Raw genomic sequence first — 24764 nt, 5'->3', positions numbered from 1 at the left:
CCCCTACCGCCCCGTCACATATTCCAAGGCATCAATGCCCACACAGCAACAGCCGTACATGCGACGACCGTGATGCCGGCACCGATTTTACTGCTGTAGCGGTATGACTGGACATCGGTCCAGCCGTGGATCCGCTCCACTAACTCGGTATCCGCCTGTGTCGTCAGCTTATTAGACAATGACGGCATCCGGTTTGTTATATACGAAACCACGATCAGGAGAATGAAACTGATCGGTACGGCGAGCATGGCCCCGGATAAGCCGAGTCCGTCTGTCAGTGCATGGCCGGTCAGTACAATGTTCGGGAAGACGAATGGTGAAACGATGATATACAGCAGACCGCCGACGACCGCGGCTGCCATGGCACCGAATTTATTGGCTTCCTTCCACCATACGCCAACGATGATAAGCGGCGCATTCGTCACGCCTGCCAGACCAAAAGCCCAGAGAATGCTGACTACCAAAAAGGCAGGCGGTTCAATCGCCAGCAAAATGCTCGCAACCCCTCCGAAAAAGATTGCCGCATAACCGAGACGAAGACTTGCCTTCTGTGAGATATCCGGTTTCAGTGTCGATACGATATCCTGAGAGAGAAGAGCTCCGATTGCCAGCAAGTTCCCACTCAACGTAGACAGACCAGCGGAAATCGCTCCGGCGATAACGAGAGCTGTCACCCATTCCGGGTTATAGACAAGGTTCAGGATGATTGTCAGTTTATCAGCGTCGGCAGGTGCCACTGTCAGCCCTTGCGTCGCTGTTGCGAACACACCCACAAATCCCATTGCATAAGTTGCCGAGAAAACCAGGCCCAGAATAAAAGCGAACCAGACCATAGCTGAGCGGGCGCTTTTCAGGCTTGAAGCCGTATACACACGCATCGCCAAGTGAGGCAGACCGAGCGCTCCGATTGTCAGTGCTGGAATGATGGAGAAATACCATTTAGGCGAGAACTGATAGTCGAAGAATGTCGGCATGGCTTCCATCATTGCCGGCACCATATCCGCATAGAACAATGGCGGGAAAAACCAGCCTGTTCCTCCTACCGCCTTCATGATCGCTGCCAGCGGCACAATGAACATCAGCGCTATGATAAACATTTGGATAGCGGCATTTTTCGTAGCACCGGCCATTCCGCCGATTGTAATATAACCGACAATGAGCAATCCTCCAACGATCAGCCCGGTCATATACGGGATACCCAGCAACGTTTCAAATGTCACCGCAATCCCAATCATTTGGCCAAGTGCATACATGATGGAAACAAGAATCATAAATAGTGCAGCAATAATTGATGCCGAAACCCCATAGCGGTCACGGATGAAGTGAGTAGGTGAGAAAGCGCCCATCCGGCGCAGGCTTGTTCCGTAAATAATTGTGATCAGCGGAATGGCTAGGATCAGCTGAATCCACAACAGGATGAACGGCACCTGCAATTGCAGAATCAGTGCAGTGATTCCCAGGAATGTCGCCAAACTCATGTAGGTGGCCGCCATTGCGAGTCCGTTCGTCGCTGCCCCTACGTTGGCGCCCCCGACATACAAATCTTTCGCTGAAGCACTTTTCCGGTTAGCTAAAAATCCAACAACATAAAATAATAAGAAAGTAAGGCCAACAACAACAAGTCCTATAACCGGATTAGATAACTGCCAGTTTTCACCGTTCATTTCTTACACCCCTTTCACTTCTTCACCGGCAGCTGTCACTGTTCCAGTTGGTTCGTGCTGTCTGAGTGGCACAGGTTCTGAAGTAAAAATCCGCCCTTCATTCTCCGCTTCGATTTCATCATCGATTTTGTTTCCGATCCGGCCAGCGACAATGGTCAAAAAGAACACCCCGAACCAGCCCATCAGGATTGGAACTATATACATGACAGGAAACCCAAACAGCATTGCATCAACAGGGAAAATCGAAAACAACAGTCCCACATTCCCCACCAGCACAAATGCGACTGTCATCCAAATCGTAAACTGAACTTCTTTCTTGTACGCTTTCATGACATTCCTCCTTTTCAATTCCCATGGCCAGAAGCATCCGTTATTGCCTTTCTGCATTCTGAGCAAGCGCTCAGTTTCACCCCACACCTCCACAAAGACGACTGCAATAAAATAACGCTTTAATTGTAACCGCTTCCAAACCGCTTCGTCAATACAGTTTTTTTAAAATTCTAATAATTATTTCAGGAAAACAACTGGCTCATGAGAAATAAAAAAACCGGTCCCTGTTTCAGACCGGTCTCCGCTTTATTCTTCTAAATGATTTTCCATATTTTCCATTGCACTTCCGGTTTCATTACCATCTGATTCGATGGATTCTGAATCCGGATTGCCGACTGTGATTTCCTGTTGCGGCATTATATGAAGACCTCGTGCGCTGGTATGTGCCTGTATAAAATAAAGCCCTTTTTCCTCAAAAACACGTGAAGCTTCGTAAATTCCATTCTCCGTATGGATGCCTTCAATCATCTCACCCTGTTCCCGGCGGCCGGATTTCCAAACTTCAAACATGACTTCATCGGCATCAGCCACTGCTTCTGTTCCCTGCACCACTTCGGCGGCAAGCCGAACTTCATCGCCGGGCTCAGCTGTTTCGGAAGTTATGATTTCAACAGTGATCATTTCCAGTGTACCTTCAGCATCAACTTGTTCTTCGGGGCTGTTATGCCCAGCTTCTTCTGCTCCACAACCAGCTGTTGTCATAACAGCTATAAGTCCCAGCCCCATCCACACTTTCCTCATGAATTGCCCATCCTTTCCATTACAGCCGGTCCATCAGCTGGCGGGCGGCTGTTCTTCCCTGGGCCACGCAATCGGGAATCCCAACGCCGCCGTAAGAGCTGCCGGCCAGTTCGATCATTGGAAACATTGCATGAAGTTCAGCCTTCGCCTTCGCAACCTGTTCCATATGGCCGACTGCGTATTGCGGCATGGCATTCGGAAAGCGGGATACAATCATGAATTCCGGTTCTCTGCTGATCTTCATCGTTTTCTGCAAGTCTTCGAGCACCGCTTTTTCAATTTCCGAATCTGACAGGTCGACAATCATTTCATTGCCGCGCCGGCCGACATATGCTCTGAACAAGGTGAACCCTTCCGGTGTACTGTGCGGCCACTTTCGGCTCGTCCACGTACAGGCTGTGATAGCCGAATCACTGTGACGGGATACCACAAAGCCGGTTCCATCCAATGGCTGCTGAATGGCATCTGCCCGAAACGCCAGTGAAATGGATGCAATGGTAGCGGAAGGCATGTCCGTAAGACTCTCAAGAAGTCCAAATGACTGGAAAAGCTGCCGTGCTGCAAAATGCGGCACAGCCAGCACCACAGCATCTGCTTCAATGACTGATTTATTATTCAAGGATAATGACACTCCGGTCTCTGTCTGACTGATGTGTTCAGCTTTTACCCCTTTTAAAATCGCGGCATCTGACAGTGCTGCTTCCAGCTTACGCACAACCGTACTGAGTCCGCCCCGGAATGTATGATATATGCCTTCCCCCGGATTAAGCGGCTGCGGACCGGCATGTGAGATGGATTTTCTTATGCCGAATATCAGGCTTCTGTGCTCTCGCTCCAATTGACGAAACTGCGGAAATGTCGCTTCCAGGCTCAGCCGGTCGATATCCCCGGCATAAATGCCTGACAGCAGCGGCTCAATAAGGTTATCGACGATCTCCCTGCCGAAACGCCGGCGGAAGAACGTGCCGACGGACTGATCGCCGGATTCTGCCGACTTCGGAAGCACCAAATCGGCTGCCGCCCGCATTTTCCCGCTCCATGATAAAAGATTGCTTGTCAGAAACGGAGTGAAATCCCCCGGTACGCCGAGCCGCCCGGCACCGGATGAAGCTCTTCACCTGCCAAAACAAAGGTCTGTCCTGCTGAACTTCTGATGAGTTCGCTTTCCAGTCCTAATTCTTTCACCAGCGTTCGCATGCTGTCCTTCCGTGCTAAAAATGCATCCGGCCCCCGCTCTATGATAAACCCGTCCCGTTTTATAGTCTGGATTTTACCGCCGAGCCGATGCGCCGCTTCAATCAGCGTCAGTTCAAGCGAGATGCCTCTCTCCCGCGCTTCCTTCTGCAGATAAAAAGCTGTCGAAAGACCGGTAATACCACCGCCGATTACTGTTACTTTCCGCATTGTTTCCGTCACTGTTTATCACACTTCCGTTATGAACTCACTCGCTGCCGAGTTTTTTCAGGACTGCATCCGCCATGGCATCGATAAAAAGAGGATCCGTGTTTGGCATCGCCGGCCGGTAATAGTCAGCCCCAACATCGTCACAGACCACCTTACATTCATAATCATTGTCATACAATACTTCCAGATGGTCTGCGACAAAGCCAACTGGGGTGTAAATGAACGCTGTGTATCCTTCATGTTCGAATAAGTCCCGTGTTAAATCCTGTACATCCGGACCAAGCCACGGTTCAGGTGTCTGTCCGGCACTCTGCCAGCCGACCACCACATTTTTCGCACCGGACTGCTCTGCAACCAGGCGGGCTGTTTCATGCAATTGTTCCGGATACGGATCACCAGCCTGGGTGATTTTTTCAGGCAGTGAATGAGCCGAAACCACCAGGCAAGTTTTCCTTTTTGCTTCTTCCGACATGGGATCAAGAATTTCTTTTACTTTTGAGCTCCAGTACTGGATGAATTTCGGCTCATCATACCAGCTTTCCACAGATACGATATGCGGCCCGCCCAATTTTGCAGCTGCTTCTTTTGCACGTCCGTTATAAGATTTAATCGAAAATGTAGAAAAATGCGGGGCAAGTACAATCGATACTGCTTCCTGAATCCCGTCACGATGCATCGCTTCTACTGCATCTTCTACGAATGGTTCAATATGCTTCAATCCAAAATACACCTTAAATTCAACTTCATCCTGCACTTCGTTCAACCGGGCGCACAGCGCTTCTCCCTGTTGTTTTGTGATTGCTGCAAGCGGAGAGATGCCCCCGATCGCTTCATAGCGCGAGCGAAGATCATCGATGCTTTCCTGGCTTGGCTTTCTGCCATGCCGGATATGCGTATAATAGCGTTCTATATCATCTTCGGTATATGGCGTGCCATAAGCCATCACCAACAAGCCCATTGTTTTTTTCATCATCCGTCACCTCATATCAGTTTAAGAATTCGCTTTATGTTTTGCACTGTATTCATGTACAAATGCAGTCAGCCGTTTCAGGGTATCCGGATTCACTTCCGGGAATACGCCATGGCCAAGATTGAAAATATAACCGTCCGTCTCCAAACCCTGGTCAAGAATCGCTTTTGCCCGTTCTTCAATCACCGGCCAGTCAGCCAGCAGATAGGAAGGATCAAAATTACCCTGCACAGTCTTTGTCATGCCCATTTCCCGCGCTTCGCGAATCGGCAGCCGCCAGTCAAGGCCGACAACATCCACCGGCAGATCATGCCATTCCAGTGCCAGATGGCTCGCACCGACACCGAAAATCGTCAGCGGCACTCCTTCTTCCCGGAGCTCGCGGAAAATCCGGTCCATAACCGGTTTGATAAAAATACGATAGTCTTCTTTATTCAGCGCTCCCACCCACGAATCAAACACTTGAATCGCTTTCGCACCAGCCTGAATCTGTGCTTTCATATATGGAATGATTGTATCCGCCAGCTTATCCATCAGTGCGAACCATGTCTCAGGCTCTGAGACCATCAATGCTTTCGTTTTATTGTAGCTGCGGGATGGTCCGCCTTCAATCATGTAACTCGCTAACGTAAACGGTGCGCCGGCAAAGCCGATCAGTGGCACATTCAGCTGTTCCCGGGTCAAGAGCCGGATGGTCTCAAGCACATACGGCACGTCTTGTTCCGGATGGATTTCGCCCAACTTTGCTACATCTGCAGCTGAACGGATCGGATTCGAAATGACAGGTCCGACGCCAGCCTTAATTTCGACATCCACACCGATTGCAGGGAGCGGCGTCACGATATCCTTATACAAAATTGCTGCGTCGACATTATATTGGTCAACCGGCAGCTTTGTTACATACGCGCACAGCTCTGGCTGTTTCGTAATTTCTTCAAGAGAGTACTTCTCTTTCAATTTTCGGTATTCCGGCTGCGAACGCCCTGCCTGCCGCATGAACCAGACCGGTACATGATCAGTTTTCTGTCCCCGGGCTGCACGCAGATAAGTGTCATTAAACTCCTGTGGCATAAATCAGTCTTCCCTTCTATGTTCAGTTCCGTTCTATATTCGCTTACACTATAGACGCTCCATTCTACATTGTATAGGGACGGAACTGAAATGTCATAAAAAAGACGTTTCCTGATTCACGGTTTCGTCATAGATTGTTTTGCCGGTTTCGTTTCCGGGAAGTTTATAATAGAGAAGAACAGATACGAAGAGGATAGAAGGAGGCGTTTTGGTTGAATCTTTACATGACCACAGGCACATATGAGTATATGCAGAAGCTCCGTGAGAAGCACGCAGACGAAACAATGGTCGTCATGCAGGGCGAAAATACGACACTCGTGCTCCACGAGACGGAGAAAAAAACGAAATTTGCCACTCCGCGCCGTTTTGAAGTAATCAGCAGCGTGGGTGAATTGAAGGAAAAAGGCTTTTTTGTCTTCAATAATATCCCGGTGACCGATGAAGGCCGTCCGATTTTCGAACATCGCTTCACCAACCGGGCCGGAGCAGTTGAAAATGAACCCGGGTTTATTGCCTTCCGTTTACTCCGGCCGGTGAAATCCGATACGTATGTTGTCCTAACAGAGTGGGAAGCCCCCATCTTTTTTGAAAAATGGAAGCAATCACAGGCATACAAGGAGGCCCATGCTCAGCGTGATTCGGGAAGCGGACTGAAAAGCCAGGAAATTTTCTCCGGTTCGTCATACGTCACGACATACTGGGCTAAACCGGACGATGAATAATCAATGCCAGCCTCCCGTTGAAATAACGGGAGGCTTTCCATACTGAAAGGAGTTTAGCCGATGGTTTTTGTTTATTTTATCCTCGCAGCGGCAGTGACGGTTTTTGCTGCCATCAAATTATCTTCTTATGCTGACGTAATTAGTGAGAAGTCGGCCCTCGGTGGCATGATGGTCGGCACACTTCTCCTCGCAGGCGCCACATCCCTCCCGGAAGTGACAACGAGCATATCAGCCGGCATAATCGGCAATGCTGATATCGCTGTCGGTAATGTATTCGGGTCGAATTTATTCAATTTATTTATCTTAGCAGTTTTTGATATTGCTTACCGGAGGCGCAAGCTTCTTGAACAGGCAAGCTATGCACATACATACACAGCCTTGCTTGGCCTTTTCCTGACCGTACTTGCGCTTACAGCATTATATCTCGAAATCGACGCCTCTATTTTTGGTGTTGGCATTGATACAATAATCATTCTGCTGTTCTATGCCATCGGTATGGCAGTAATCAGCAGACTGCCGAGTCCGCCCCTGGAACCTGCGGAACCGGCATCTGCTCCTGATTCACCCGTGCGTGCGCAATCCATGCTGTCCATTCGGCAGGCAGGCATCCGCTTTGCACTTGCGGCACTTCTGATCATGGCAGCCGGTACTGCCTTGTCTGTGCTGGGTGACCGGATTGCGGTTGTAACAGGACTTGGTTCAAGCTTTGTCGGCAGCTTCCTGATTGCTGCGACGACTTCACTTCCTGAAGCCGTCTCAGTCTTCATTGCCCTGCGGCTGAACAATGCTAATCTTGCTGTCGGTTCTATTTTAGGCAGTAATATTTTCAACATGGTGATCTTAGCAGTTGCGGATCTTTCTTATCGGGATGGCGCTGTATTGTCAGCGGCATCCGGTGCGCATGTTATTATCGCATCCGGTGTAATCGCCATGGCTCTTCTTGTGCTGTATATGCTCCGCAGGGGGAAAACCGGTTCATTGGCGACATATACAGCTCCGGCCATTCTGATTTTGCTTGTGTACTTCACCGCTTCTTATTTGAATTTCATCTATTGAAAAAAAGAGCGCCTCCGCTCTTTTTTTATGCTACTCTAAAGAAGTACAAGAATTCTGACTTTAGAGGTGTTGCATATGTTGAATGAGTTATACAAAAAGCTGGATAGCCGATTTAATGATATGGTGGAAATCCGCCGCTATCTGCACATGAATCCGGAACCTTCTTTCAAAGAGACGAAAACAGCCAAGTACATCGCTGATTTTTATCGGGATCTCGGCGTGGAGGTGCGTACGAATGTCGGCGGCAATGGTGTAGTTGCTACTGTCCGCGGCGGCAAGCCAGGTAAAACGGTTGCGCTTCGCGCTGATTTCGATGCACTGCCGATTCACGATGAAAAAGATTGTGAGTATAAATCAACAGTGGAAGGCGTCATGCATGCCTGCGGACATGATGGGCATACAGCGACGCTCCTGACACTTGGCAAGACCCTTCATGAACTGAAAGATGAACTGCCGGGCACGTATGTCCTTATTCATCAGCACGCTGAAGAATACCAGCCGGGCGGCGCAATTTCTATGATCGAAGATGGCTGTCTCGACGGTGTGGACGTCATTTTCGGCACTCATCTGTGGTCGACGAAACCCTTCAGGCAAATTGAGTACCGGGTTGGGCCGATCATGGCTGCAGCTGATCGCTTTGAGATCAAAGTAAAAGGCCGGGGCGGCCATGGCGCGATGCCGCATGAAACGAAAGATGCGGTCGCCATTGGTGCTCAGCTTGTCACTGCTTTGCAGCAAATTGTATCCCGGCGGGTTGATCCTTTAGAACCGGCCGTGCTGTCAATCGGTACGTTTAAAGCGGAAAATTCCTTCAATATCATCGCAGATGAGGCTCAGCTTCATGGAACAGTCCGGACGTTCAGTGAAGAGACCCGTACGCTGATCGAACAGGAAATGGGCCGGATCATCCGGGGAACAGCTGAAGCTGCAAACTGTGAGATTGAATTCGATTTTGTCCGCGGCTATCCGACTGTGGATAACCATGAAAATGAGACGATGTATTTGAAAGAGACAGCCGAGCAGGTACCCGGCGTTGATGCCGTGGCTGAAAGTGCACCTCAAATGGGCGGTGAAGATTTCGCTTATTACATGCAGCATGTTCCGGGAAGCTTCTTCTTCACCGGCGCCATGCTTGAAGACGAGAAGCGGGTCTATCCCCATCACCACCCCCGCTTCGATTTCGACGAACGGGCAATGGTCCTTGCCGCCAAGACACTCGGGGCTGCCGCAATCGGCGTTCACGACAAATAAGAGAAAAAGGACCGGCTCAGAAATGAGTCGGTCCTCTTTTTGATCGGTTTATAAGTTTTTCACCAGGTTCGCCATTTCAATCGCATTGGCTGCCGCTTCCCAACCTTTGTTGCCGGCTTTTGTGCCTGCCCGCTCAATCGCCTGTTCGATGGAATCGGTCGTCAGCACACCGAAAATGACAGGAATACCTGACTGGTCGGCTGCACGGGATACGCCTTTCGCTGCTTCACTGCACACGTAATCGAAGTGAGGAGTCGCGCCGCGAATAACGGTCCCGAGTGTGATCACTGCATCATACTTGCCGCTCATCGCCATTTTCTTTGCCACGAGGGGAATTTCAAACGCCCCCGGCACCCAGGCGACCGATACATTCTCTTCTTCCACTCCGTGCCGCCGAAGCGCATCTTCCGCACCACTCAATAACTTGCTTGTAATAAATTCATTGAACCGCCCGACGACAATGCCGATTCGCAGTCCCTGTCCATTCAAAAATCCTTCAAAATGAGTAGCCATGTTCTGTCTCCTTTACAAGTTGAGCAAGTGGCCCAGCTTGGATTTTTTTGTCTTCATATATGCTTCGTTGTCTTCTGTTGCAGGTGTTTCCAATGCGACCCGCTCGGTCACTTCCAGTCCATAACCGCCAATCCCTGCAATCTTACGCGGGTTATTCGTCAAAAGCCGCATCTTCCGGATACCCAAATCGCGAAGGATTTGTGCACCGATGCCATAATCGCGAAGATCATCCGCAAAACCGAGCTGGCGGTTCGCTTCCACTGTATCGTACCCTTCCGCCTGCAGTTTATATGCTTTCAGCTTATTGATCAGCCCGATACCGCGGCCTTCCTGACGCATATACAGCAGTACACCATTATCCGCCGCTTCAATCTGCTTCATCGCCGCATGGAGCTGGGGACCGCAATCACATTTATATGAGCCGAATACATCACCCGTCAGGCATTCGGAATGCACACGTACAAGGACCGGTTCTTCCGGATTGATATCTCCTTTAATCAGCGCCACATGATCCTGTCCGGTCAACACTTCAGTATAACCCGCGACCCGAAATTCCCCGTAGCTTGTCGGCAGTGTAATTTCGACTTCTTTTGAAATCAGCCGTTCGTTTTTCTGTTTATAGGCAATCAGTTCCTGAATCGTCAAAATCCCCATCCCGAGCCGCTCTGCCACTTTCTGAAGATCACCGACCCGTGCCATGCTTCCGTCCGGGTTCATGATTTCACAAATGACGCCGGCCGGTGCTGCACCTGCGAGCCGCGCCAAGTCAACTGCCGCTTCCGTGTGACCAGCCCGACGGAGGACACCGCCTTCTTTGGCGATCAACGGAAAAATATGGCCTGGCCGCTTGAAGTCCGCAGCTTTCGCGTCTGCATCCAGCATGCGCAAAATCGTATGGGAACGTTCGAATGCACTGATACCGGTTGTAGTGTCCCGGTGATCAATACTGATGGTGAAAGCAGTCCCATGGTGATCGGTGTTCCGATCGGTCATTGGATCCAGCTGAAGCCGGTCTGCGATCTCCTTGGCAACCGGCACACAGATAAGCCCTCTGCCTTCTGTTGCCATCAGGTTGACAATTTCCGGTGATGCCTGTTCAGCAAGCGCAACAAAATCCCCTTCATTCTCCCGGTCTTCATCGTCAATGACGATAACTGCTTTGCCTGCTTTTAAATCCCGGACCGCTTCCTCTGTTGAATAAAACATATGGTACCCTCCTGTCAAAATCCATGTTCCGCTAAATAACTCCGTGTAATGCCCGGCTGCGCCGACATTGTCCGTTCCGTGTACTTTGCAAGCAAATCACATTCGATGTTCACGGAATCACCGATTCCTTTTCCACCAAGAAGGGAATCCTCCTGGGTCGTAGGAATCAGCGAGATCGCAATGGAATTCCGGCCGACGTCAAACACAGTCAGTGACGTGCCATCCACCGCCACAGAACCTTTTACGATCATATATTTCATCAGATCAGCACCAAGTTCGATTGTTTTTGTTATAGCGTTCGACTCGGCTTTAACTGCCCGAATCGTTCCGACGCCATCGATATGGCCATTCACGAAATGACCGCCGAATCGGCCATTTGCGGCCATCGCCCGCTCCAGATTCACACGGGAACCGGTCCGCAGGTTGTTCATGGTCGTCGATTTCACCGTTTCCGGAATGACGTCTGCTGTAAAATGGGCTTTGCCGAACTCTGATACGGTCAGGCAGACGCCATTCACCGCAATGCTGTCTCCCCGTTTCACATCTTCGAGAACGACCGAGCAGGCAATGGTCAATTCCAGCGCCTGCGGTTTGCGCCGGATTGCTGAAACGTGGCCGATTTCTTCTATAATACCGGTGAACATTCAGTCAGCCTCCTTAAATATGGCACGGATACGGATATCTGACCCGAGTTGGTCAACGTCTGTAATCTCCAGTTTGAGACTGTCCGCCATATCCGCCCGCCGGTTGCTGGTGAAAACAGACGGCCCGTTACCGATCAGCTTCGGCGCCTGGTACAGATACAGTTCCTGAACAAGCCCTTGTTCAATAAAGCTTGAATGTACCGCAGGTCCGCCTTCCACAAGGAGGGTCATGATGCCACGGGTGTACAGATCCCGGAGCACTTCCTGCAGAAACGACACAGAATCCGGCAGGCGGATCACTTCAACATGTTTCCTGTACTGAACGTCAGGAGCATCTTCCTGACAATAAATCAATGTCCCGGCAGCAGGATCTGCTGTAACCGGGGTATCGGCCGGTGTGCGAAGGTGCCGGTCGAGAATAACGCGAATTGGATTCTTTCCACCATGGGGCAAACGGGTGGTGAGGAAAGGTTGATCATGAAGTACCGTATTGACACCGACTAAAATGGCATCATGGATATGGCGGAGCCGATGGACATCTTCTCTTGCTTCCTCGGAAGTAATCCATTTGCTGCTTCCTGCCTCGGTTGCCATGCGACCGTCCAAGGTAACCGCCGATTTCAGCGTGACATACGGCATTTGATGGGTGATGGAATGAAAAAATGCTTGATTCATCTGCGCTGCTTCCTGTTTCAGTAAACCAGTGATCACTTCAATGCCGGCCTCTTCAAGAAGCTTTACGCCTCTTCCGGAGACAAGCGGATTCGGATCAAGCGTCGCGATAAATACACGCGCTACTCCCGAATCGATGATCTTCAGTGCACAAGGCGGTGTTTTGCCGTAATGTGAACACGGTTCCAGTGTGACATATAAATCAGAGCCGCGGGCATTCTCGCCTGCCATTGCCAGTGCGTGCACTTCCGCATGCGGTTTTCCCGCCTCGAGATGTGCACCCATCCCGACAATCCGGTGATTGTTTACACAGACAGCGCCGACGAGCGGATTCGGTGATGTCTGTCCTTTTGCCTCGCTTGCCAATTGAATGGCAAAATTCATATAATGCGCAGGTTCGATAATAATCTCCTCCTTCCGATACGACTCGAAAGAAGCAGCAGAAACGAAAAGCATTGCGGAAACAAAGCCGTCTTCTTCTCCCATCCAGACTATAACTGTCGGTGCCGGATTTCCACCGGCTCGGCCATTTCCTTTCGCATGGAAACAGTTCACGGACTTGCGGTTTCCCGCTCACCGTCGGTCAGGAATTTCACCCTGCCCCGAAGAAGACGGATCAGTGATCCGTGTTTATTATATTAGCACAGCAGAATCATAAAATGAGAGAAATTAAACCTGAAAACACAGAAAAAACAGCCATCAGCTTCAAAGGAAGCTGATGGCTGCTGCTATTTGCCGGCGACTTGCAGTGTGACAGACGAAACTGCCAATACAGCTGCAAATATGATGAGCGCTGTCAGCGGATCGCCGACAGCCACGAGCGCCACAAGGACTGCCTGTATCACCTGCAGTGTGAAGATGAGCTGTCGGACAGCCCGGCTCCGGTCATACTTTGACAGCGGGAATAATTCATCCATGCGGAAATAGGAAGTGCCGTTCATCCCTTGCCTTAACTGAATGGCTGTTGCGAAAGCCAAAGCCGCCGCGAAAATCCAGACACCAATGGCAAATGACACAAACCAGACGCCGATCATTGCGATCAGTGTCAGACGGACCCATAAATAGAACAAGTCATCAAACCGGATGAATGTACGGGCAACCAAATACAGATGAGCATTCTTTTTTCCTTTACCGATCAGGCGATATATGGGATCCAGCCAGCCGCGCCTCCGGACTTTTCCTTTAATATGCGGTACATCGGTAAAATAATTGGCGAACCGGTAAAACCGGAGCAACCTCCCTTGCTCCAATGCAATGAAATGATCGAACGGAAACGGCTGGTCCTCCGCTTTATTAAGAAGTCTGCGCATATATAAAATCATTGCAAACAGCGGAAGCGCCGCAAAGGCCACCTGCCCCTCCACATAGAAGTACACAAACAGCGCAGCCAGCAGGAACCGGCCAAGCCGGTCACGCCATAATCCTTGGCCGGCCTGCCATTTACGGAAAGCGAACTCGCTTTTAACATTGAACCACTTCATCAATAGCAGCAGGACCGGGAATCCGATCAGATAAGCACTGTCAACACCATACAATGCATTGATCATCGGCAGTGATACGATGTAGATAATCACCGGCAGATACAGCTGACTCATGAACGTCCAGCGAAGTGCCGGCTTCAGAAAGACATCGAGTCTGCTTTCGAGCGGCAGAAAATATACGCTATCGGCTTCCTTTAACAGCGTGGAAGGCGGACTGACTGCAAGCAACAAGCCGAAGACAGGCGCCAGCAGCAATGCCGCCGGGAAATTTTCCGGAATATCGGTAAGCCAGCCGCTGTAGGCATAGCCGGCTGCACCGATTGCAAACAGCAGCACGACTGCTAAATGACCGGTGAAGATATACTTCATATAGTTCTGAACTTCCAGTGCGTACTGGCGCATGCGCACTGTCCAGACATCATGCAGGCTCTTCATCATGGTCATCCTCGGTCATTGCAATATACAGATCATCCAACGTCGCATCCGGCATACTGAACGCTTTGCGCAGATCCGTCATCGTTCCGCTGGCGCGCACCCGCCCGTTGTGCAGCAGAATAATCCGGTCACAATAGCGTTCCGCCGTAGACAGGATATGCGTCGACATCAAGACAGAAGCGCCTTCCCGTTTTTTTGTTTCCATTTGTTCGAGCAATGATTTGATCGCAAGCGGATCGAGGCCGACAAATGGCTCATCAATAATATAAAGAGCCGGATCGGCAAGAAAAGCGCTCATGATCATCACTTTCTGCCGCATGCCCTTGGAAAAATGGGAAGGAAACCAGCGCAGCCGCTTCTCCATCCGGAATTCCTTCAACAGTTCAGCCGACCGGGCCTCCAGTCGCTCTTCTGTTATGCCATAGGCCATCGCCGTCAGCTCCAGATGTTCCCGCAGCGTCAATTCTTCATATAGAACCGGTGTTTCCGGTATGTATGAAAACGAAGACCGGTATGCATCCATATCTTCTGTGATAGTTTTGCCGTTCAGCCGGATCTCACCGGATTTGGGTTGCAGCAATCCGATAATGTGTTTGATCGTCGTGCTTTTGCCGGCGCCATTGAGACCGATCAGCCCCACCAGCTCTCCTTTTTTGATCGAGAATGAAACCTCTTTTAACACCGGCTTTCGCGTATAGCCGCCGGTCAGCGAATCCACTTCCAATACAGCCATCATGAACACCTCTTTCTGTATCGTATTGTACCAAAAGCCACGGTTAATTTCTTTTCTGCTATGCCGTTTATGATAAGATGAAGAAAATTGTGAAAGGATGATGGCGAAATGGCAGATTGTATTTTTTGCAAAATTATTGATGGAGAAATTCCGAGCATTAAAGTGTACGAAGATGAGCATGTTTATGCCTTCATGGATATCATGCCGCTCTCAAAAGGCCATACCCTGCTGATCCCGAAACAGCACCGGGAATTCGTATATGATTTAACGGAACAGGAAGCGGGCACATTATTCGCTGCCGCTCCTAAAATCGCTTCAGCTTTAAAAGAGACCTTCCAGCCTGTCGGGATGAACCTGTTAAACAATAACGGCGCAAAAGCCGGGCAGAGCGTGTTTCATTTTCATCTGCATTTCATCCCGCGCTATGATGAGACAGACGGATTCGGCGCGAAGTGGATCACAAAAGAAAAACAGTATTCGAGTGAAAAGATTCAGGAGCTTGCAGAACAAGTGAAGCAAACACTTGCAACGCAGTCTTGAACAGCGTAGAATCAACTTAAGTTTTTCGCCGCCGGTCATGAGGACACGCCGGGAGAAACCAAAATTAGTCTTGAGCTGAGGAGAGATGAGAAATGAATACGAAGAGTTTAGTTTTGATGGCGCTGCTGGTCAGCGTCGGAGCAGCATTGTACGTGGTAATTCCCGGATTTAATGGCGGGATGAAGCCGGATTTCATGCTGACCATGATGTTTATTGGAATTTTGCTTTTTCCTAATGTAAAAAATGTTTTTCTGCTTGCTGTGACAACAGGCATCCTGTCGGGTCTGTTTTCAACATTCCCCGGGGGCTTTTTGCCAAACGTCATCGATAAGCTGATTACAGCGTTCGTTTTCCTGCTTGCAGTCACCCTGCTGAAGAAGTTTGCCGATAAACTTCCGGCTGTCATTACACTGGCTGCATTTGGCACTTTGCTGTCCGGTACGATTTTCCTGTCAGCTGCAATTGTCATTATCGGAGCAGAAATTCCATTCCTGCCGCTTGTCCTGACAGTGGTATTGCCGGCTACGGCATTGAATGCTGTGGCGATCGGTTTGATTTACCCGATTGTCATTCAACTGGTCAGACGTTCCAAGTTCGAAACATCCGTTTCAACCGCCTGATCTTAACCTCCTGCTTTTTGCAGGAGGTTTTTTTATTGAATGCCTATTCACCTTTATGTTTCAATCTGAGATAATAAAGGAAAAGGGACTATAGAGCATGAAAGGGGCGTTTGGCTTATGAAAGTAGCGAACTTTTTTATCGGTTTTGGAGCAGGCCTTGCAGCAGGTGCAGTGGTGGTCCTCTTTTCCGCACCGCAATCGGGTCCGGAATTCCGTACATCCGTAAAATCCTCTTCCTCCGACTGGAAGGAACGGTTCAGTGAACTGAAGGAAAAGGTGAACGGTGTAAAAGAATCCGTCAAGCATCTGTCGGAAGAATCAAAAGAAACCGTGAAACCGGTTCTTGATGATCTGAAGGAATCATTCAAACAGTATCAGGAAGCAACAGCACCTGATAAAGAGCATATGCAGCTTGAGATCAAAGCAATCCAGAACTCCATCAAAGAAATTGAAGCAGAACTGAAAAAACACAAGAAAAATGATAAAAAGAAAGAAAAAAAAGGTGAATACAATCCGGACGCCAGCGAACGGAAACAAGGCGAATAAACTGCCCGCGCATGCGGCAGTTTTTTTTGTTTTTTTCCGGCGTTTCACTTGGATGGCAATAATAATCGGCATCCAGTAAGCCCCGGTCAACGATCATCCTCTTTATCCCTCTGCTAAGCCGATCTGCATGTCTCATCTTTTCCCCCTCTGCCAAGTTCGTCTCCATTTAATTGTTATACAATTCACTCTTTTAAGCTTGTTGTTTTACTGCTATAATGAAGAAAATAACAATTAGAGAAAGCGGGTGTCAAAATGAATGACCAGCTTTATACGTTAAAAGAGGCGATGATATTCAGTCAGCGAGTTGCCCAATTGTCAAAAGCGCTATGGAAATCCATTGAAAAAGATTGGCAGCAGTGGATAAAACCTTATGACTTGAATATTAATGAACACCATATTTTGTGGATATCATTTCATTTGAAAGGGGCTTCCATTTCAGATGTGGCAAAATTCGGTGTCATGCATGTATCCACGGCGTTTAACTTCTCAAAGAAACTTGAAGAACGAGGTCTTCTATCTTTTTCAAAACGCGACCACGATAAACGGAATACATATATTGAATTGACCGAAGCAGGAAGAGAACTGCTGATTGACATGATGGCGAATTATCATAAGACACCGCACAGTATCGTGGAGGGGGCTCTTCCCTTAAAAGAGTTATATGGGCGGTTCCCTGATTTCATGGAAGTAATGGCTGTACTCCGAAATATTTACGGAGAGGATTTCATTCAGATTTTCGAGAAATCGTTTCATAATATCGAAACCCATTTTGATGACGAAGGCCAGTTTACTGACAATCGGCAATCCCCGTAAACCCGCTATTGAAGGCAGTGAATTTTATGGTTGCAATCTGGTATGAATGGGCGTATTCTATGAAACGTTACAGCAATTACCCGACTTTAGGAGTGACGCCTCATGCACTGCTGGAAAACGATAAATATGAAAAAAAAATATGGCCGTGAGCGTATTTTCCTGTTATCCGCTCTCGCAGGCCTCGGCGTGTTTGTCACATTCTATATTCCAATGGCGGCACTCTATTCAGCCCCGCTATCGGATCAGCATTTTCTTTATTTTCTGATTGCGCTGGCAGCGTTATATCCGCTCCACAAGCTGCTGCACTTCCTGCCGTTGATGGGCTGCCGGAACTGTGTGCAGATCCGGATCAGGAAGCATTTCGGCATCCTGCCGGAAGTTGAATTCCGAGTGCAGGATCCCGTAAACAAAGTACGGTTTCTCATAACGCTGCTGACACCCTTTGTCGTTTTAAATACAGTGTTATTGGTTGCCAGTTTTATCTATCCTGCGTTCAGCCATTATTGGGCCTTGCTGCTCGGGTTTCACTGCGGGTTATGCATGATCGATTTGATGTATTTCCGGTATGCTCTCCGTTCACCCAAGCATGCTCTTATCGAAGAAACCGACACAGGTTATGAAATTCTCGTGCCGTCTGTTACGCTGTAAAACTATTATTTTCCCTGTCCCTCTGATATACTGAGAATCAGTTCCCAAGGATCAGAACGAATGCCGGAGAGGGAGGAATTCCATGATTATTGGCACAATTATTGTGTTTGCAGTGCTCTATCTGTTTCAGATCAATCGTATGACTTATGCACTTGTGACCAGCCGTGAAATCCCCGAGGAAAATCATGATAAGATTTTTCGGTGGATCAATATCCTGATCACGATTCTGCTTATATCGCTTTATGTCGGCGTTGAATTCAGCGCCTGAAAACGGCTGCTGATCCAGCCGTTTTTTTTATTCAATGAAACTTTTGTTATTTTTAGACGTCTTATGGTATAGTAATCTCTGCATTTGCTTTATATCTGAATCCATCAAAGAAAGTAGGAATACACGCAATGAAAAAAACAGTTTTAACCCTCTCCTTGGCAGCTTCGGTCCTAACGCTCGCTGCATGCAGCGAGGAAGCCGCAGATTCAGAAGTAATTGTCACTTCTGATGTGGGAGATATCACAAAAGAAGAACTTTATGAAGAAATGAAAGAATCCATCGGCGCACAGGCTCTCCAAGTCATGATGATCGAAAATGTACTGAGCGAAGCGTACGAAGTAACGGATGAACAAGTGGAAGAACGATACAATACAGAACTGGAACAGATGGGTGAAGAAGGATTCCAGCAATATCTTGCATCGAATGGCTATACAGAAGAAACATATAAAGATTTCATCCGTCTGAACCTTCTTCAGGAAGCCGCCCTCACTGAAGGCGTCGAAATCTCAGAAGAAGATGTACAAACCCAGTATGAGCGTACAACAACCGAGCTCAATGCCCGGCATATTCTTGTTGAAGATGAAGAGACCGCCAATGAAGTGATTGAACGGCTTGAAGCGGGTGAAGATTTCGCGGAATTGGCTGCGGAATTTTCCACTGATCCAGGCTCCGCTGAAAACGGCGGTGAACTTGGCTGGTTCGGAACAGGCGCAATGGTCCCTGCCTTTGAAGATGCCGCTTATGCACTCGAAGTGGGTGAAGTCAGTGAACCGGTCCAGTCCGACTATGGTTTCCATATCATTGAAGTTCTCGAAACACGTGAACTTGAAGATATAGAGCCATTGGAAGACGTAGCGGAAGATATCCGGACGCAATTAGCCCTTGAACAGGCCGATCAGTCTGCCCTGCTGACACGCATTTCTGAAATGCTGCAGGAAGCGAATGTAGAAATTCAGGATGAAGATCTTGAAGGCGCACTTGATCAGTTCCTCACAGCTCCGGCAGTTGAAGAACCGGCCGAAGAAGACACTGAAGCAACCGAATAAGATTGATTAGGCCCCTCCTCTTTTGAAGAGGAGGCTTTTTTGTTTATATCCGTTTAAGAAATGCAATGGCATATTGACAAAGGGAATTGTAAAATCTTATACAGGCCTATAAAAAACTTACGTTTGAAAAACAGCGGCATACTTAAGGAAACTTCCAGCAACGTCTTTTCCAACAAAAGTCTGCTTCAGGGAGACAGTTGTGGATTTTCAGTAAGCCGTACCGATACATATAGGAAGGAAGATAACCATGTTTACATTCTCCATTGATACTCAGACAGAATTGCGATTGCTTGAAACCCGGCATGCCCCCGAACTATTCAAGTTAACCGATCAATCCCGTCAGCACATCCGCGAGTGGCTCCCGTGGGTGGATATGATAAACTCTCCTGCTGACTCCGGCAAATTCATCGATCTTGCGCTTGAACAATTCAGACAGAATAACGGCTTTCAGGCCGGAATCTGGTATAGAGGAGAGCTTGCAGGCATCATTGGCCTGCATCAGATCAGCTGGACAAACAAGTCAACGACATTCGGTTATTGGCTTGGCGAGCAATTTCAAGGGCAAGGCCTCATGACAGCGGCCTGCCGAGCCATCATAGCATATTGTTTTGAAGAGCTTCATCTGAACCGGGTGGAAATTCGGGCAGCGGCAGAAAACAAAAAAAGCCAGGCAATCCCTGAGCGCCTCGGCTTTACAAAAGAGGGCCGGCTTCGCCAGGCAGAATGGCTTCATGATCGCTTCGCAGATCATTATGTATATAGCCTGCTAAAAGATGAGTTTCGTTCAGCATCATCATAAGTCACCAAAAGGTCCATCCGTTGCAACGTGGCTTCCCCGCCACTTACCGGCCTTTCAGTTTGAATGTTAACAGCCGATCCTAAGTTCTTATAAAGAAAGACATCGCTGGTTGGAGGAGGCAATCCCGTATCTGGAACAGAAACTTCAGCAGTGTCAGGAACAGAAATGAGCTGTGGTGATTTATGCAGTCTGGAAGGTCTATCTTTCTATTTCTAGTTATAACCCGATTTCTCGAGAGCCTAAAAAGGGGCTATCCGAAAAGCCCTTAGGCTTATCTTGCTCTGATGTTCTTCCATAATAGAACGGCTTCTGCTGCGCAAACACTCGCTTGCTCCTGCGGTTACTCGTCGCATTAAAACATCTGCTCCTGCGCCGCTTCGCTTGCTCGTCGCAAACAGCAGCGGCAACTGCTTTGCCGCTGCTGTTCGCTGGCTTCCGCCGTTCCGTCCCAGACCAGTTGAATGAGAAACCAGACAGAATGCATAAAGGCGGGAAGAGGATTGGAATCCTCTTCCCGCCGTTTTTTGATTTATTAGTTGCTGATCCGTTCGCTGAAACGGTGAGATACGCGCTTTCCTGATCTGCCGCTGCTTTTTGAGCCGGGGTGGACAGGAAACCGGCGACTCCGGCGGAAGAACGGGTGGTCGAGACCCTCGCCGTGAAGCATGAGCGGCGGTGGCTCGGACGTCCGTCCTGGCAGCTGGCAATGCGACGTCCTGTCGCGCCAGCTCCATGAACCACTTCCTGTGGTCCCGAAAGCGTCCGGTTTTCCCGCCCCGGGCCGGGAGGTGCCGTCAACGGGTCTGTTGACCTTTTCGGATAGCCTCTTTTTATGAACCAAATTCCGGTTTATAGAAGGAGCGGTTATCCAGCGGGAATAGCCGCTCGGTGTATTCCCCGGGCTTTGTTTTCTCAAGCGCACGGTCGAGCATCATCATCTTGGCATCAATGTTGTCGATGTAGTGAAGGATTTCCGCTTCCTTGATCATTGGTTTTTTCGGGCTGCCCCATTCTTCTTTTCCATGATGAGAGAGCACCATATGCTGAAGCAGCAGTACTTCTTCCCCTTCGATTTCAAGTTCCTGCGCTGTTTTGGCGATTTCTGTAACCATAATGGAAATATGGCCAAGCAGGTTCCCTTCCAAGGTGTATGTTGTGGCAATAGGCCCGGATAGCTCAAACACCTTGCCGATATCATGCAGAATAATGCCTGAATACAATAAATCCTTATTCAGCGACGGATACAGTTCGCAAAGACTTTTACCGAGCCGCAGCATAGAAACTGTGTGATCAGCAAGTCCTGATACGTAATCATGATGATTTTTCGTCGCTGCGGGGAACGTCATGATCTCCTGCTGATACTGCTTCAGGATGTGGCGGGTAATCCGCTGGATCTTCGGATTTTTCATTTCGAAGAAAAACTGCACCAGCTCTTCATAAAGCTCTTCCTTGCTTTTTTCCGCAGAAGGCACCAATGCAGAAATCGACTGATTTTCTTCGGGACGAGCCGGCCGGATACTCTTGATGCGAAGTTGATTTTTCCCTCGGTAATTATGAATTTCTCCGCCGACTTTCACAATCGTCTCTGCAGCATACATTTTTTCATGTTCTTCTTTTGTATCCCATAGTTTCGCTTCGATATCTCCGCTTTTGTCCTGCAGAACAAGGGACATGAATGGATTACCGGTTGTCGTAACCCCTTTATTGGATTGCTTGACCAGCAAAAACGTATCCACTTGTTCCCCTACCGCGTATTGGGTAATTCCCTTTTTCATACTTTAACGCTCCTCTCATGTGCCGCCACTTCGATTACTTGTGCTTCCGGAAGCAGTGACGTAATGGTGTCGTGACAGGTAAAATAGATAAATTGATGATTCGCTTTCATTTCCCGCATTAAGCTTATCATTTGCAGGAGCCGACTGCGATCAAAATGGACAAACGGATCATCCAGCAGCACCGGAAATGGTTGCTCCGTCTTCAGTGAAGCAGCAAGTGCCAAGCGAAGTGCCAGGTATGCCTGCTCTTTTGTCGCCTGACTGAGTTCAGTAATCCGGAAGCGGAAACCATCTGTCCGTACTGCTTCAAAATAGCCATCTTGGGCCATGGCGAGCTCATTGTATGCACTGCCTGTCAGTCTGCTGAATATGGCTTGAGCTCCGGCCAATACAGCGGGCAGCCTTTTTTCCTTCAGTTCATCGAGCGTACGCCGGATAGCTTCGGCGATTGCCCGGTCCACTGCCCATTTTTGAGCCAGTGCTGCCAGTTCCGCTTTCTGTGCCTCCAGCTGCTGCTGTTTATCAGCAAGACTGCCGTCTGTCATAAGGTGTTCAAGCATCTGTACTTTTTCAGCACGTTCCTGCAACAGCTCCTTACGCTCCATTTCCAGTTGCTTCAGCCGCTCTTCACACTGAATCAGCATGTCTCCCGCTGTACGTTCTTCTGTATCTTCAGGCTCCTGAATTTCTCCGAATGCATTCAACTGGTCTTCAATGGGCCTGAGTTCCTGGAGCAGGCGGTTCCATTCAGCTGCCTGCTGGCTCAGCCGGTAAAAAGCGGATTCATCTTCCACACCCGCTTCCTGCAGCAGGGACTGGATCTCCTGCTTTATTTTCGCACAGAGTGTTTCAAGTTTTTTGTGTTCCGCCAGTGTTTTTTCTCTTTTTTCTTCTTGTTGATCAAACGCAAGCTGCTGGTCCTGCCTGCGCCTGCATTCCGTTCGGATAAGGGTGTACAGTTCATCGGCAGAAGCCACTATACCCGCCGCTTCTGCTTCCAGCAATCGTTGCTGTACTTTTTCTGTCAATAGATCCAGTTCCCGGCTGACTCGTTCCAGCTTCAGCGAAACTGCCTGTAAATCCCTGAGTTTCTCCAAAAGACTGACAGCTGTCTGCCGGCCTGTATTTACCGGCAGTCCCGTCCCGATCAGCCATTTCCGGAATTGTCCAGCGGCTCCAGTCTCCGGTTCTTCTTTAATGAGCCGTTCGACTTTATCGGCTGTCCGATCACAGGCTCCCTCAAGCTGTTGTATATCACTGTGGTATCCTGCAGTCCGGGTAACAAGGGCATTCAATTCCGCTTCTCTGCCCTCGTATTGCTGCAGCAGCTTTTCATAGTGTTCCGGAAGACCTTTGCTTCCCGTTTTGTACAGCCAACCGGCAATCGCAAGAAATGCTGCTGCCCCTGCAAACCAGAGGAGATGCCCATTGATGAGCCCGATGAGAATGCAAACAGCACCAAAGGCTGCAACTCCGTAACTTGCAAGTGGCTGGCTGGTCTTTCCGAGTGTTCTGGCAGCACGGGCTTCGGCGAATTCCGCTGAAATCCGCTGCCATTCCTCAGCCTGTTCCAGCTCTTCATCATCGGGTGCATTCCGCATCAGCCGGTCCAAGTCCGCTTCCTGCTCTGCCAGTTTTATCTTTTCACTGTCCAATTGCCGCTGCCAGAAGCGCCGGTTTTCCTCTTCTGCAGCTGCAGCTGCGACCAGCCGCTTCAGCTCCTCTTCTTGTCGGATGGACACATCTGCGGCAAGCACTTCTGCTTCGTCCATTCCAAGCAGACCGATGAGCCGGTTCCGTTCATCCTCGAGTTTGGTCTGGTCATCCCGTTTTTGTTCAATGGCAGCACGTTCCCGGTGCCATTCGGCTTCTTGTGTAAGCAGCCGTTCCAATGCGCTGCTGTCCGGAGGTTCCGGCTTTTGCTGTGTTTTCAGTTCCTCTCCAAGTACGTTTGCTGCCGCTGACGCTTCCTCTAAACGTTCTGCCAGCCTCTCCAGCCGGTTTCTTCCATCTGCCGGAAAAGGGGTTGCCGGCAGTTCGGCAAGCATTTGCCGGAGCTGGTTCTTTCTTGCAACGAGCGGAGCCGCCTGCAGCCATTTTTCTGTTTCTTTCATCTGCTTTTTTATTCTCTGCTCTTCAGCAGCCAATTGGACGAGCAGGCCGTCAATCGCCGGCATCCGGTCAGCGGCTGGCATAAAGACTTGGGACTTGTTTTTGATCTTGTGCAGTTCGGTTTCTGTTGTTCGCAGCTCATCCATCAGCCGGTTCATTTCCGGATTGCGGCCGTTCGGCTTGAACAGCTGGCCCATGTCCTTTTCCAGTCTGTCCGCCAGCTGCAGCGCTGTATCCATTCCCGTTGTCCCGGAAGCAAGGAGCGTCCGGCTCAGTTCTTCTTCAGTCATCCGCTCCAGTCCCTGCAGCTCATGGACAGAAAAAGCGAATACCGCTTCAAAGGAGGCTCTGTCCGCTCCCCTCAGCACTTTCTGAAGGGCCGGTTCCCCGCCGCGGGAGCCATCTTCAAAATAGACGGTGACTTCACCTGCAGATTTACCGTTCACCCGTTCAATGATCACGGTTCCGAAATCAGCATCTTCTATATGCAGCTGACCGCCGAACCGCCCCCCGGCTTTCGGTTCATAGCGACGGGATGCACCACCTCTGACCGGATATCCGAACAAGGTCTGAATAATGAATTGCTGAATGGTCGTTTTTCCGGCTTCATTGGGTCCGTGAAAAATCGCCAGTTCAGAATCGATTTCAATTATCCGGTCTTCGTGGCGGCCGAATCCATATATAACAAGCTTTCTGATCTGCAT

The 24764-nt window shown here is 49.3% G+C and carries 26 protein-coding genes and 1 riboswitch; of the genes, 11 read left to right on the top strand and 15 right to left on the bottom strand.

Annotated features, from left to right (window positions below):
- Positions 1-14: 14 nt before the first annotated feature.
- From B0X71_RS05290 to hemE, 7 genes are all read right to left on the bottom strand, one after another.
- Positions 15-1664, bottom strand: a complete 1650-nt coding sequence (locus tag B0X71_RS05290) for a solute symporter family protein (RefSeq protein WP_077588452.1) — start codon at positions 1662-1664, stop codon at positions 15-17.
- 3 nt (positions 1665-1667) lie between these two features.
- Positions 1668-1994: a hypothetical protein gene (locus B0X71_RS05285; RefSeq protein ID WP_232336791.1), complete on the bottom strand. Its 327-nt coding sequence runs from the start codon at positions 1992-1994 to the stop codon at positions 1668-1670.
- A gap of 246 nt (positions 1995-2240) precedes the next feature.
- Positions 2241-2735, bottom strand: coding sequence for a FixH family protein (locus B0X71_RS05280; protein ID WP_077588451.1), 495 nt, complete (start codon positions 2733-2735; stop codon positions 2241-2243).
- Between the two features lie 19 nt (positions 2736-2754).
- Positions 2755-3762, bottom strand: a complete 1008-nt coding sequence (gene hemG / locus B0X71_RS05275; RefSeq protein WP_332309467.1) for a protoporphyrinogen oxidase — start codon at positions 3760-3762, stop codon at positions 2755-2757.
- A gap of 29 nt (positions 3763-3791) precedes the next feature.
- Positions 3792-4151, bottom strand: coding sequence for a protoporphyrinogen oxidase (gene hemG, locus B0X71_RS21665; protein ID WP_332309466.1), 360 nt, complete (start codon positions 4149-4151; stop codon positions 3792-3794).
- A 25-nt stretch (positions 4152-4176) separates the two neighbouring features.
- Entirely contained in the window at positions 4177-5112 is a 936-nt protein-coding gene (gene hemH / locus B0X71_RS05270; RefSeq protein ID WP_077588450.1) for a ferrochelatase, read from the bottom strand.
- A gap of 18 nt (positions 5113-5130) precedes the next feature.
- Positions 5131-6180: a uroporphyrinogen decarboxylase gene (gene hemE, locus B0X71_RS05265; protein ID WP_077588449.1), complete on the bottom strand. Its 1050-nt coding sequence runs from the start codon at positions 6178-6180 to the stop codon at positions 5131-5133.
- 212 nt (positions 6181-6392) lie between these two features.
- Here hemE and B0X71_RS05260 point away from each other — a divergent pair, with 212 nt between their 5' ends.
- The 3 genes from B0X71_RS05260 to B0X71_RS05250 all read left to right on the top strand — a co-directional run bounded on the left by B0X71_RS05260 (position 6393) and on the right by B0X71_RS05250 (position 9209).
- The gene (locus B0X71_RS05260; RefSeq protein WP_077588448.1) at positions 6393-6902 is read left to right on the top strand and encodes an antibiotic biosynthesis monooxygenase family protein; all 510 of its coding nucleotides are present in this window, start codon (positions 6393-6395) and stop codon (positions 6900-6902) included.
- A 60-nt stretch (positions 6903-6962) separates the two neighbouring features.
- The gene (locus B0X71_RS05255; RefSeq protein WP_077588447.1) at positions 6963-7958 is read left to right on the top strand and encodes a sodium:calcium antiporter; all 996 of its coding nucleotides are present in this window, start codon (positions 6963-6965) and stop codon (positions 7956-7958) included.
- 75 nt (positions 7959-8033) lie between these two features.
- Complete coding sequence (locus tag B0X71_RS05250) at positions 8034-9209, top strand: M20 family metallopeptidase (RefSeq protein ID WP_077588446.1); 1176 nt, start codon at positions 8034-8036, stop codon at positions 9207-9209.
- A gap of 48 nt (positions 9210-9257) precedes the next feature.
- Here the strand turns inward: B0X71_RS05250 and ribH are convergent, their stop codons facing one another.
- The 6 genes from ribH to B0X71_RS05220 form a co-directional block, all read right to left on the bottom strand.
- The gene (ribH, locus tag B0X71_RS05245; protein ID WP_077588445.1) at positions 9258-9722 is read right to left on the bottom strand and encodes a 6,7-dimethyl-8-ribityllumazine synthase; all 465 of its coding nucleotides are present in this window, start codon (positions 9720-9722) and stop codon (positions 9258-9260) included.
- Between the two features lie 12 nt (positions 9723-9734).
- Positions 9735-10928, bottom strand: coding sequence for a bifunctional 3,4-dihydroxy-2-butanone-4-phosphate synthase/GTP cyclohydrolase II (locus B0X71_RS05240; RefSeq protein ID WP_077588444.1), 1194 nt, complete (start codon positions 10926-10928; stop codon positions 9735-9737).
- A 14-nt stretch (positions 10929-10942) separates the two neighbouring features.
- A complete protein-coding gene (gene ribE / locus B0X71_RS05235) occupies positions 10943-11572 on the bottom strand; it encodes a riboflavin synthase (RefSeq protein ID WP_077588443.1) in 630 nt (209 codons plus the stop codon).
- Positions 11573-12730 carry a bifunctional diaminohydroxyphosphoribosylaminopyrimidine deaminase/5-amino-6-(5-phosphoribosylamino)uracil reductase RibD gene (ribD, locus tag B0X71_RS05230; protein WP_332309465.1) on the bottom strand — a complete coding sequence of 386 codons (1158 nt, stop codon included), beginning with the start codon at positions 12728-12730 and terminating at the stop codon, positions 11573-11575.
- Positions 12715-12858: riboswitch (FMN riboswitch) on the bottom strand. Its footprint overlaps the gene before it by 16 nt.
- Positions 12859-12972: 114 nt before the next feature.
- Positions 12973-14160 carry an ABC transporter permease gene (locus tag B0X71_RS05225; protein WP_077588442.1) on the bottom strand — a complete coding sequence of 396 codons (1188 nt, stop codon included), beginning with the start codon at positions 14158-14160 and terminating at the stop codon, positions 12973-12975.
- Positions 14144-14896, bottom strand: a complete 753-nt coding sequence (locus B0X71_RS05220; RefSeq protein ID WP_332309464.1) for an ABC transporter ATP-binding protein — start codon at positions 14894-14896, stop codon at positions 14144-14146. Before B0X71_RS05220 ends, B0X71_RS05225 begins: the two co-directional genes overlap by 17 nt.
- 105 nt (positions 14897-15001) lie before the next feature.
- Between B0X71_RS05220 and B0X71_RS05215 the strand changes: the two genes are divergently transcribed.
- The 8 genes from B0X71_RS05215 to B0X71_RS05180 all read left to right on the top strand — a co-directional run bounded on the left by B0X71_RS05215 (position 15002) and on the right by B0X71_RS05180 (position 20173).
- Positions 15002-15433, top strand: coding sequence for an HIT family protein (locus B0X71_RS05215; protein ID WP_077588440.1), 432 nt, complete (start codon positions 15002-15004; stop codon positions 15431-15433).
- Positions 15434-15525: 92 nt separating this feature from the next.
- Positions 15526-16053: a tryptophan transporter gene (locus B0X71_RS05210; protein WP_077588439.1), complete on the top strand. Its 528-nt coding sequence runs from the start codon at positions 15526-15528 to the stop codon at positions 16051-16053.
- Between the two features lie 117 nt (positions 16054-16170).
- Positions 16171-16599 carry a YtxH domain-containing protein gene (locus B0X71_RS05205; RefSeq protein ID WP_077588438.1) on the top strand — a complete coding sequence of 143 codons (429 nt, stop codon included), beginning with the start codon at positions 16171-16173 and terminating at the stop codon, positions 16597-16599.
- A gap of 252 nt (positions 16600-16851) precedes the next feature.
- Entirely contained in the window at positions 16852-17412 is a 561-nt protein-coding gene (locus B0X71_RS05200) for an HTH-type transcriptional regulator Hpr (RefSeq protein ID WP_077588437.1), read from the top strand.
- A gap of 126 nt (positions 17413-17538) precedes the next feature.
- Positions 17539-18060, top strand: coding sequence for a DUF3267 domain-containing protein (locus B0X71_RS05195; protein WP_232336790.1), 522 nt, complete (start codon positions 17539-17541; stop codon positions 18058-18060).
- 82 nt (positions 18061-18142) lie between these two features.
- Positions 18143-18328, top strand: coding sequence for a hypothetical protein (locus B0X71_RS05190; RefSeq protein WP_077588435.1), 186 nt, complete (start codon positions 18143-18145; stop codon positions 18326-18328).
- A gap of 128 nt (positions 18329-18456) precedes the next feature.
- On the top strand, positions 18457-19374 hold the full coding sequence (locus B0X71_RS05185) for a peptidylprolyl isomerase (RefSeq protein ID WP_077588434.1): 918 nt from the start codon (positions 18457-18459) through the stop codon (positions 19372-19374).
- A 247-nt stretch (positions 19375-19621) separates the two neighbouring features.
- Positions 19622-20173 (top strand): GNAT family N-acetyltransferase, encoded by a 552-nt coding sequence (locus B0X71_RS05180; RefSeq protein ID WP_077588433.1) that lies wholly within the window; start codon positions 19622-19624, stop codon positions 20171-20173.
- 830 nt (positions 20174-21003) lie between these two features.
- Here B0X71_RS05180 and yhaM read toward each other — a convergent pair.
- Both yhaM and B0X71_RS05170 read right to left on the bottom strand, forming a co-directional pair.
- Positions 21004-21948: a 3'-5' exoribonuclease YhaM gene (gene yhaM / locus B0X71_RS05175; RefSeq protein ID WP_077588432.1), complete on the bottom strand. Its 945-nt coding sequence runs from the start codon at positions 21946-21948 to the stop codon at positions 21004-21006.
- Positions 21945-24764 (bottom strand): ATP-binding protein, encoded by a 2820-nt coding sequence (locus tag B0X71_RS05170; protein ID WP_077588431.1) that lies wholly within the window; start codon positions 24762-24764, stop codon positions 21945-21947. The genes yhaM and B0X71_RS05170 overlap by 4 nt, the downstream gene beginning before the upstream one ends.

The sequence above is a fragment of the Planococcus lenghuensis genome, assembly GCF_001999905.1.
Classification (GTDB): Bacteria; Bacillota; Bacilli; order Bacillales_A; family Planococcaceae; genus Indiicoccus; species Indiicoccus lenghuensis.
The sequence above is the reverse complement of the archived record's forward strand: the minus strand, read 5'-3'. Positions and strand labels throughout refer to the sequence as shown.

Coding starts and splice junctions, on each gene's coding strand:
- B0X71_RS05290 (WP_077588452.1), bottom strand. CDS start 1,664: ATGAACGGTGAAAACTGGCAGTTATCTAATCCGGTTATAGGACTTGTT.
- B0X71_RS05285 (WP_232336791.1), bottom strand. CDS start 1,994: ATGAAAGCGTACAAGAAAGAAGTTCAGTTTACGATTTGGATGACAGTC.
- B0X71_RS05280 (WP_077588451.1), bottom strand. CDS start 2,735: ATGAGGAAAGTGTGGATGGGGCTGGGACTTATAGCTGTTATGACAACA.
- hemG (WP_332309467.1), bottom strand. CDS start 3,762: ATGCGGGCGGCAGCCGATTTGGTGCTTCCGAAGTCGGCAGAATCCGGC.
- hemH (WP_077588450.1), bottom strand. CDS start 5,112: ATGATGAAAAAAACAATGGGCTTGTTGGTGATGGCTTATGGCACGCCA.
- hemE (WP_077588449.1), bottom strand. CDS start 6,180: ATGCCACAGGAGTTTAATGACACTTATCTGCGTGCAGCCCGGGGACAG.
- B0X71_RS05255 (WP_077588447.1), top strand. CDS start 6,963: ATGGTTTTTGTTTATTTTATCCTCGCAGCGGCAGTGACGGTTTTTGCT.
- B0X71_RS05250 (WP_077588446.1), top strand. CDS start 8,034: ATGTTGAATGAGTTATACAAAAAGCTGGATAGCCGATTTAATGATATG.
- ribH (WP_077588445.1), bottom strand. CDS start 9,722: ATGGCTACTCATTTTGAAGGATTTTTGAATGGACAGGGACTGCGAATC.
- B0X71_RS05240 (WP_077588444.1), bottom strand. CDS start 10,928: ATGTTTTATTCAACAGAGGAAGCGGTCCGGGATTTAAAAGCAGGCAAA.
- ribE (WP_077588443.1), bottom strand. CDS start 11,572: ATGTTCACCGGTATTATAGAAGAAATCGGCCACGTTTCAGCAATCCGG.
- ribD (WP_332309465.1), bottom strand. CDS start 12,730: ATGGGAGAAGAAGACGGCTTTGTTTCCGCAATGCTTTTCGTTTCTGCT.
- B0X71_RS05225 (WP_077588442.1), bottom strand. CDS start 14,160: ATGAAGAGCCTGCATGATGTCTGGACAGTGCGCATGCGCCAGTACGCA.
- B0X71_RS05220 (WP_332309464.1), bottom strand. CDS start 14,896: ATGATGGCTGTATTGGAAGTGGATTCGCTGACCGGCGGCTATACGCGA.
- B0X71_RS05215 (WP_077588440.1), top strand. CDS start 15,002: ATGGCAGATTGTATTTTTTGCAAAATTATTGATGGAGAAATTCCGAGC.
- B0X71_RS05210 (WP_077588439.1), top strand. CDS start 15,526: ATGAATACGAAGAGTTTAGTTTTGATGGCGCTGCTGGTCAGCGTCGGA.
- B0X71_RS05205 (WP_077588438.1), top strand. CDS start 16,171: ATGAAAGTAGCGAACTTTTTTATCGGTTTTGGAGCAGGCCTTGCAGCA.
- B0X71_RS05200 (WP_077588437.1), top strand. CDS start 16,852: ATGAATGACCAGCTTTATACGTTAAAAGAGGCGATGATATTCAGTCAG.
- B0X71_RS05195 (WP_232336790.1), top strand. CDS start 17,539: ATGAAAAAAAAATATGGCCGTGAGCGTATTTTCCTGTTATCCGCTCTC.
- B0X71_RS05190 (WP_077588435.1), top strand. CDS start 18,143: ATGATTATTGGCACAATTATTGTGTTTGCAGTGCTCTATCTGTTTCAG.
- B0X71_RS05185 (WP_077588434.1), top strand. CDS start 18,457: ATGAAAAAAACAGTTTTAACCCTCTCCTTGGCAGCTTCGGTCCTAACG.
- B0X71_RS05180 (WP_077588433.1), top strand. CDS start 19,622: ATGTTTACATTCTCCATTGATACTCAGACAGAATTGCGATTGCTTGAA.
- yhaM (WP_077588432.1), bottom strand. CDS start 21,948: ATGAAAAAGGGAATTACCCAATACGCGGTAGGGGAACAAGTGGATACG.
- B0X71_RS05170 (WP_077588431.1), bottom strand. CDS start 24,764: ATGCAGATCAGAAAGCTTGTTATATATGGATTCGGCCGCCACGAAGAC.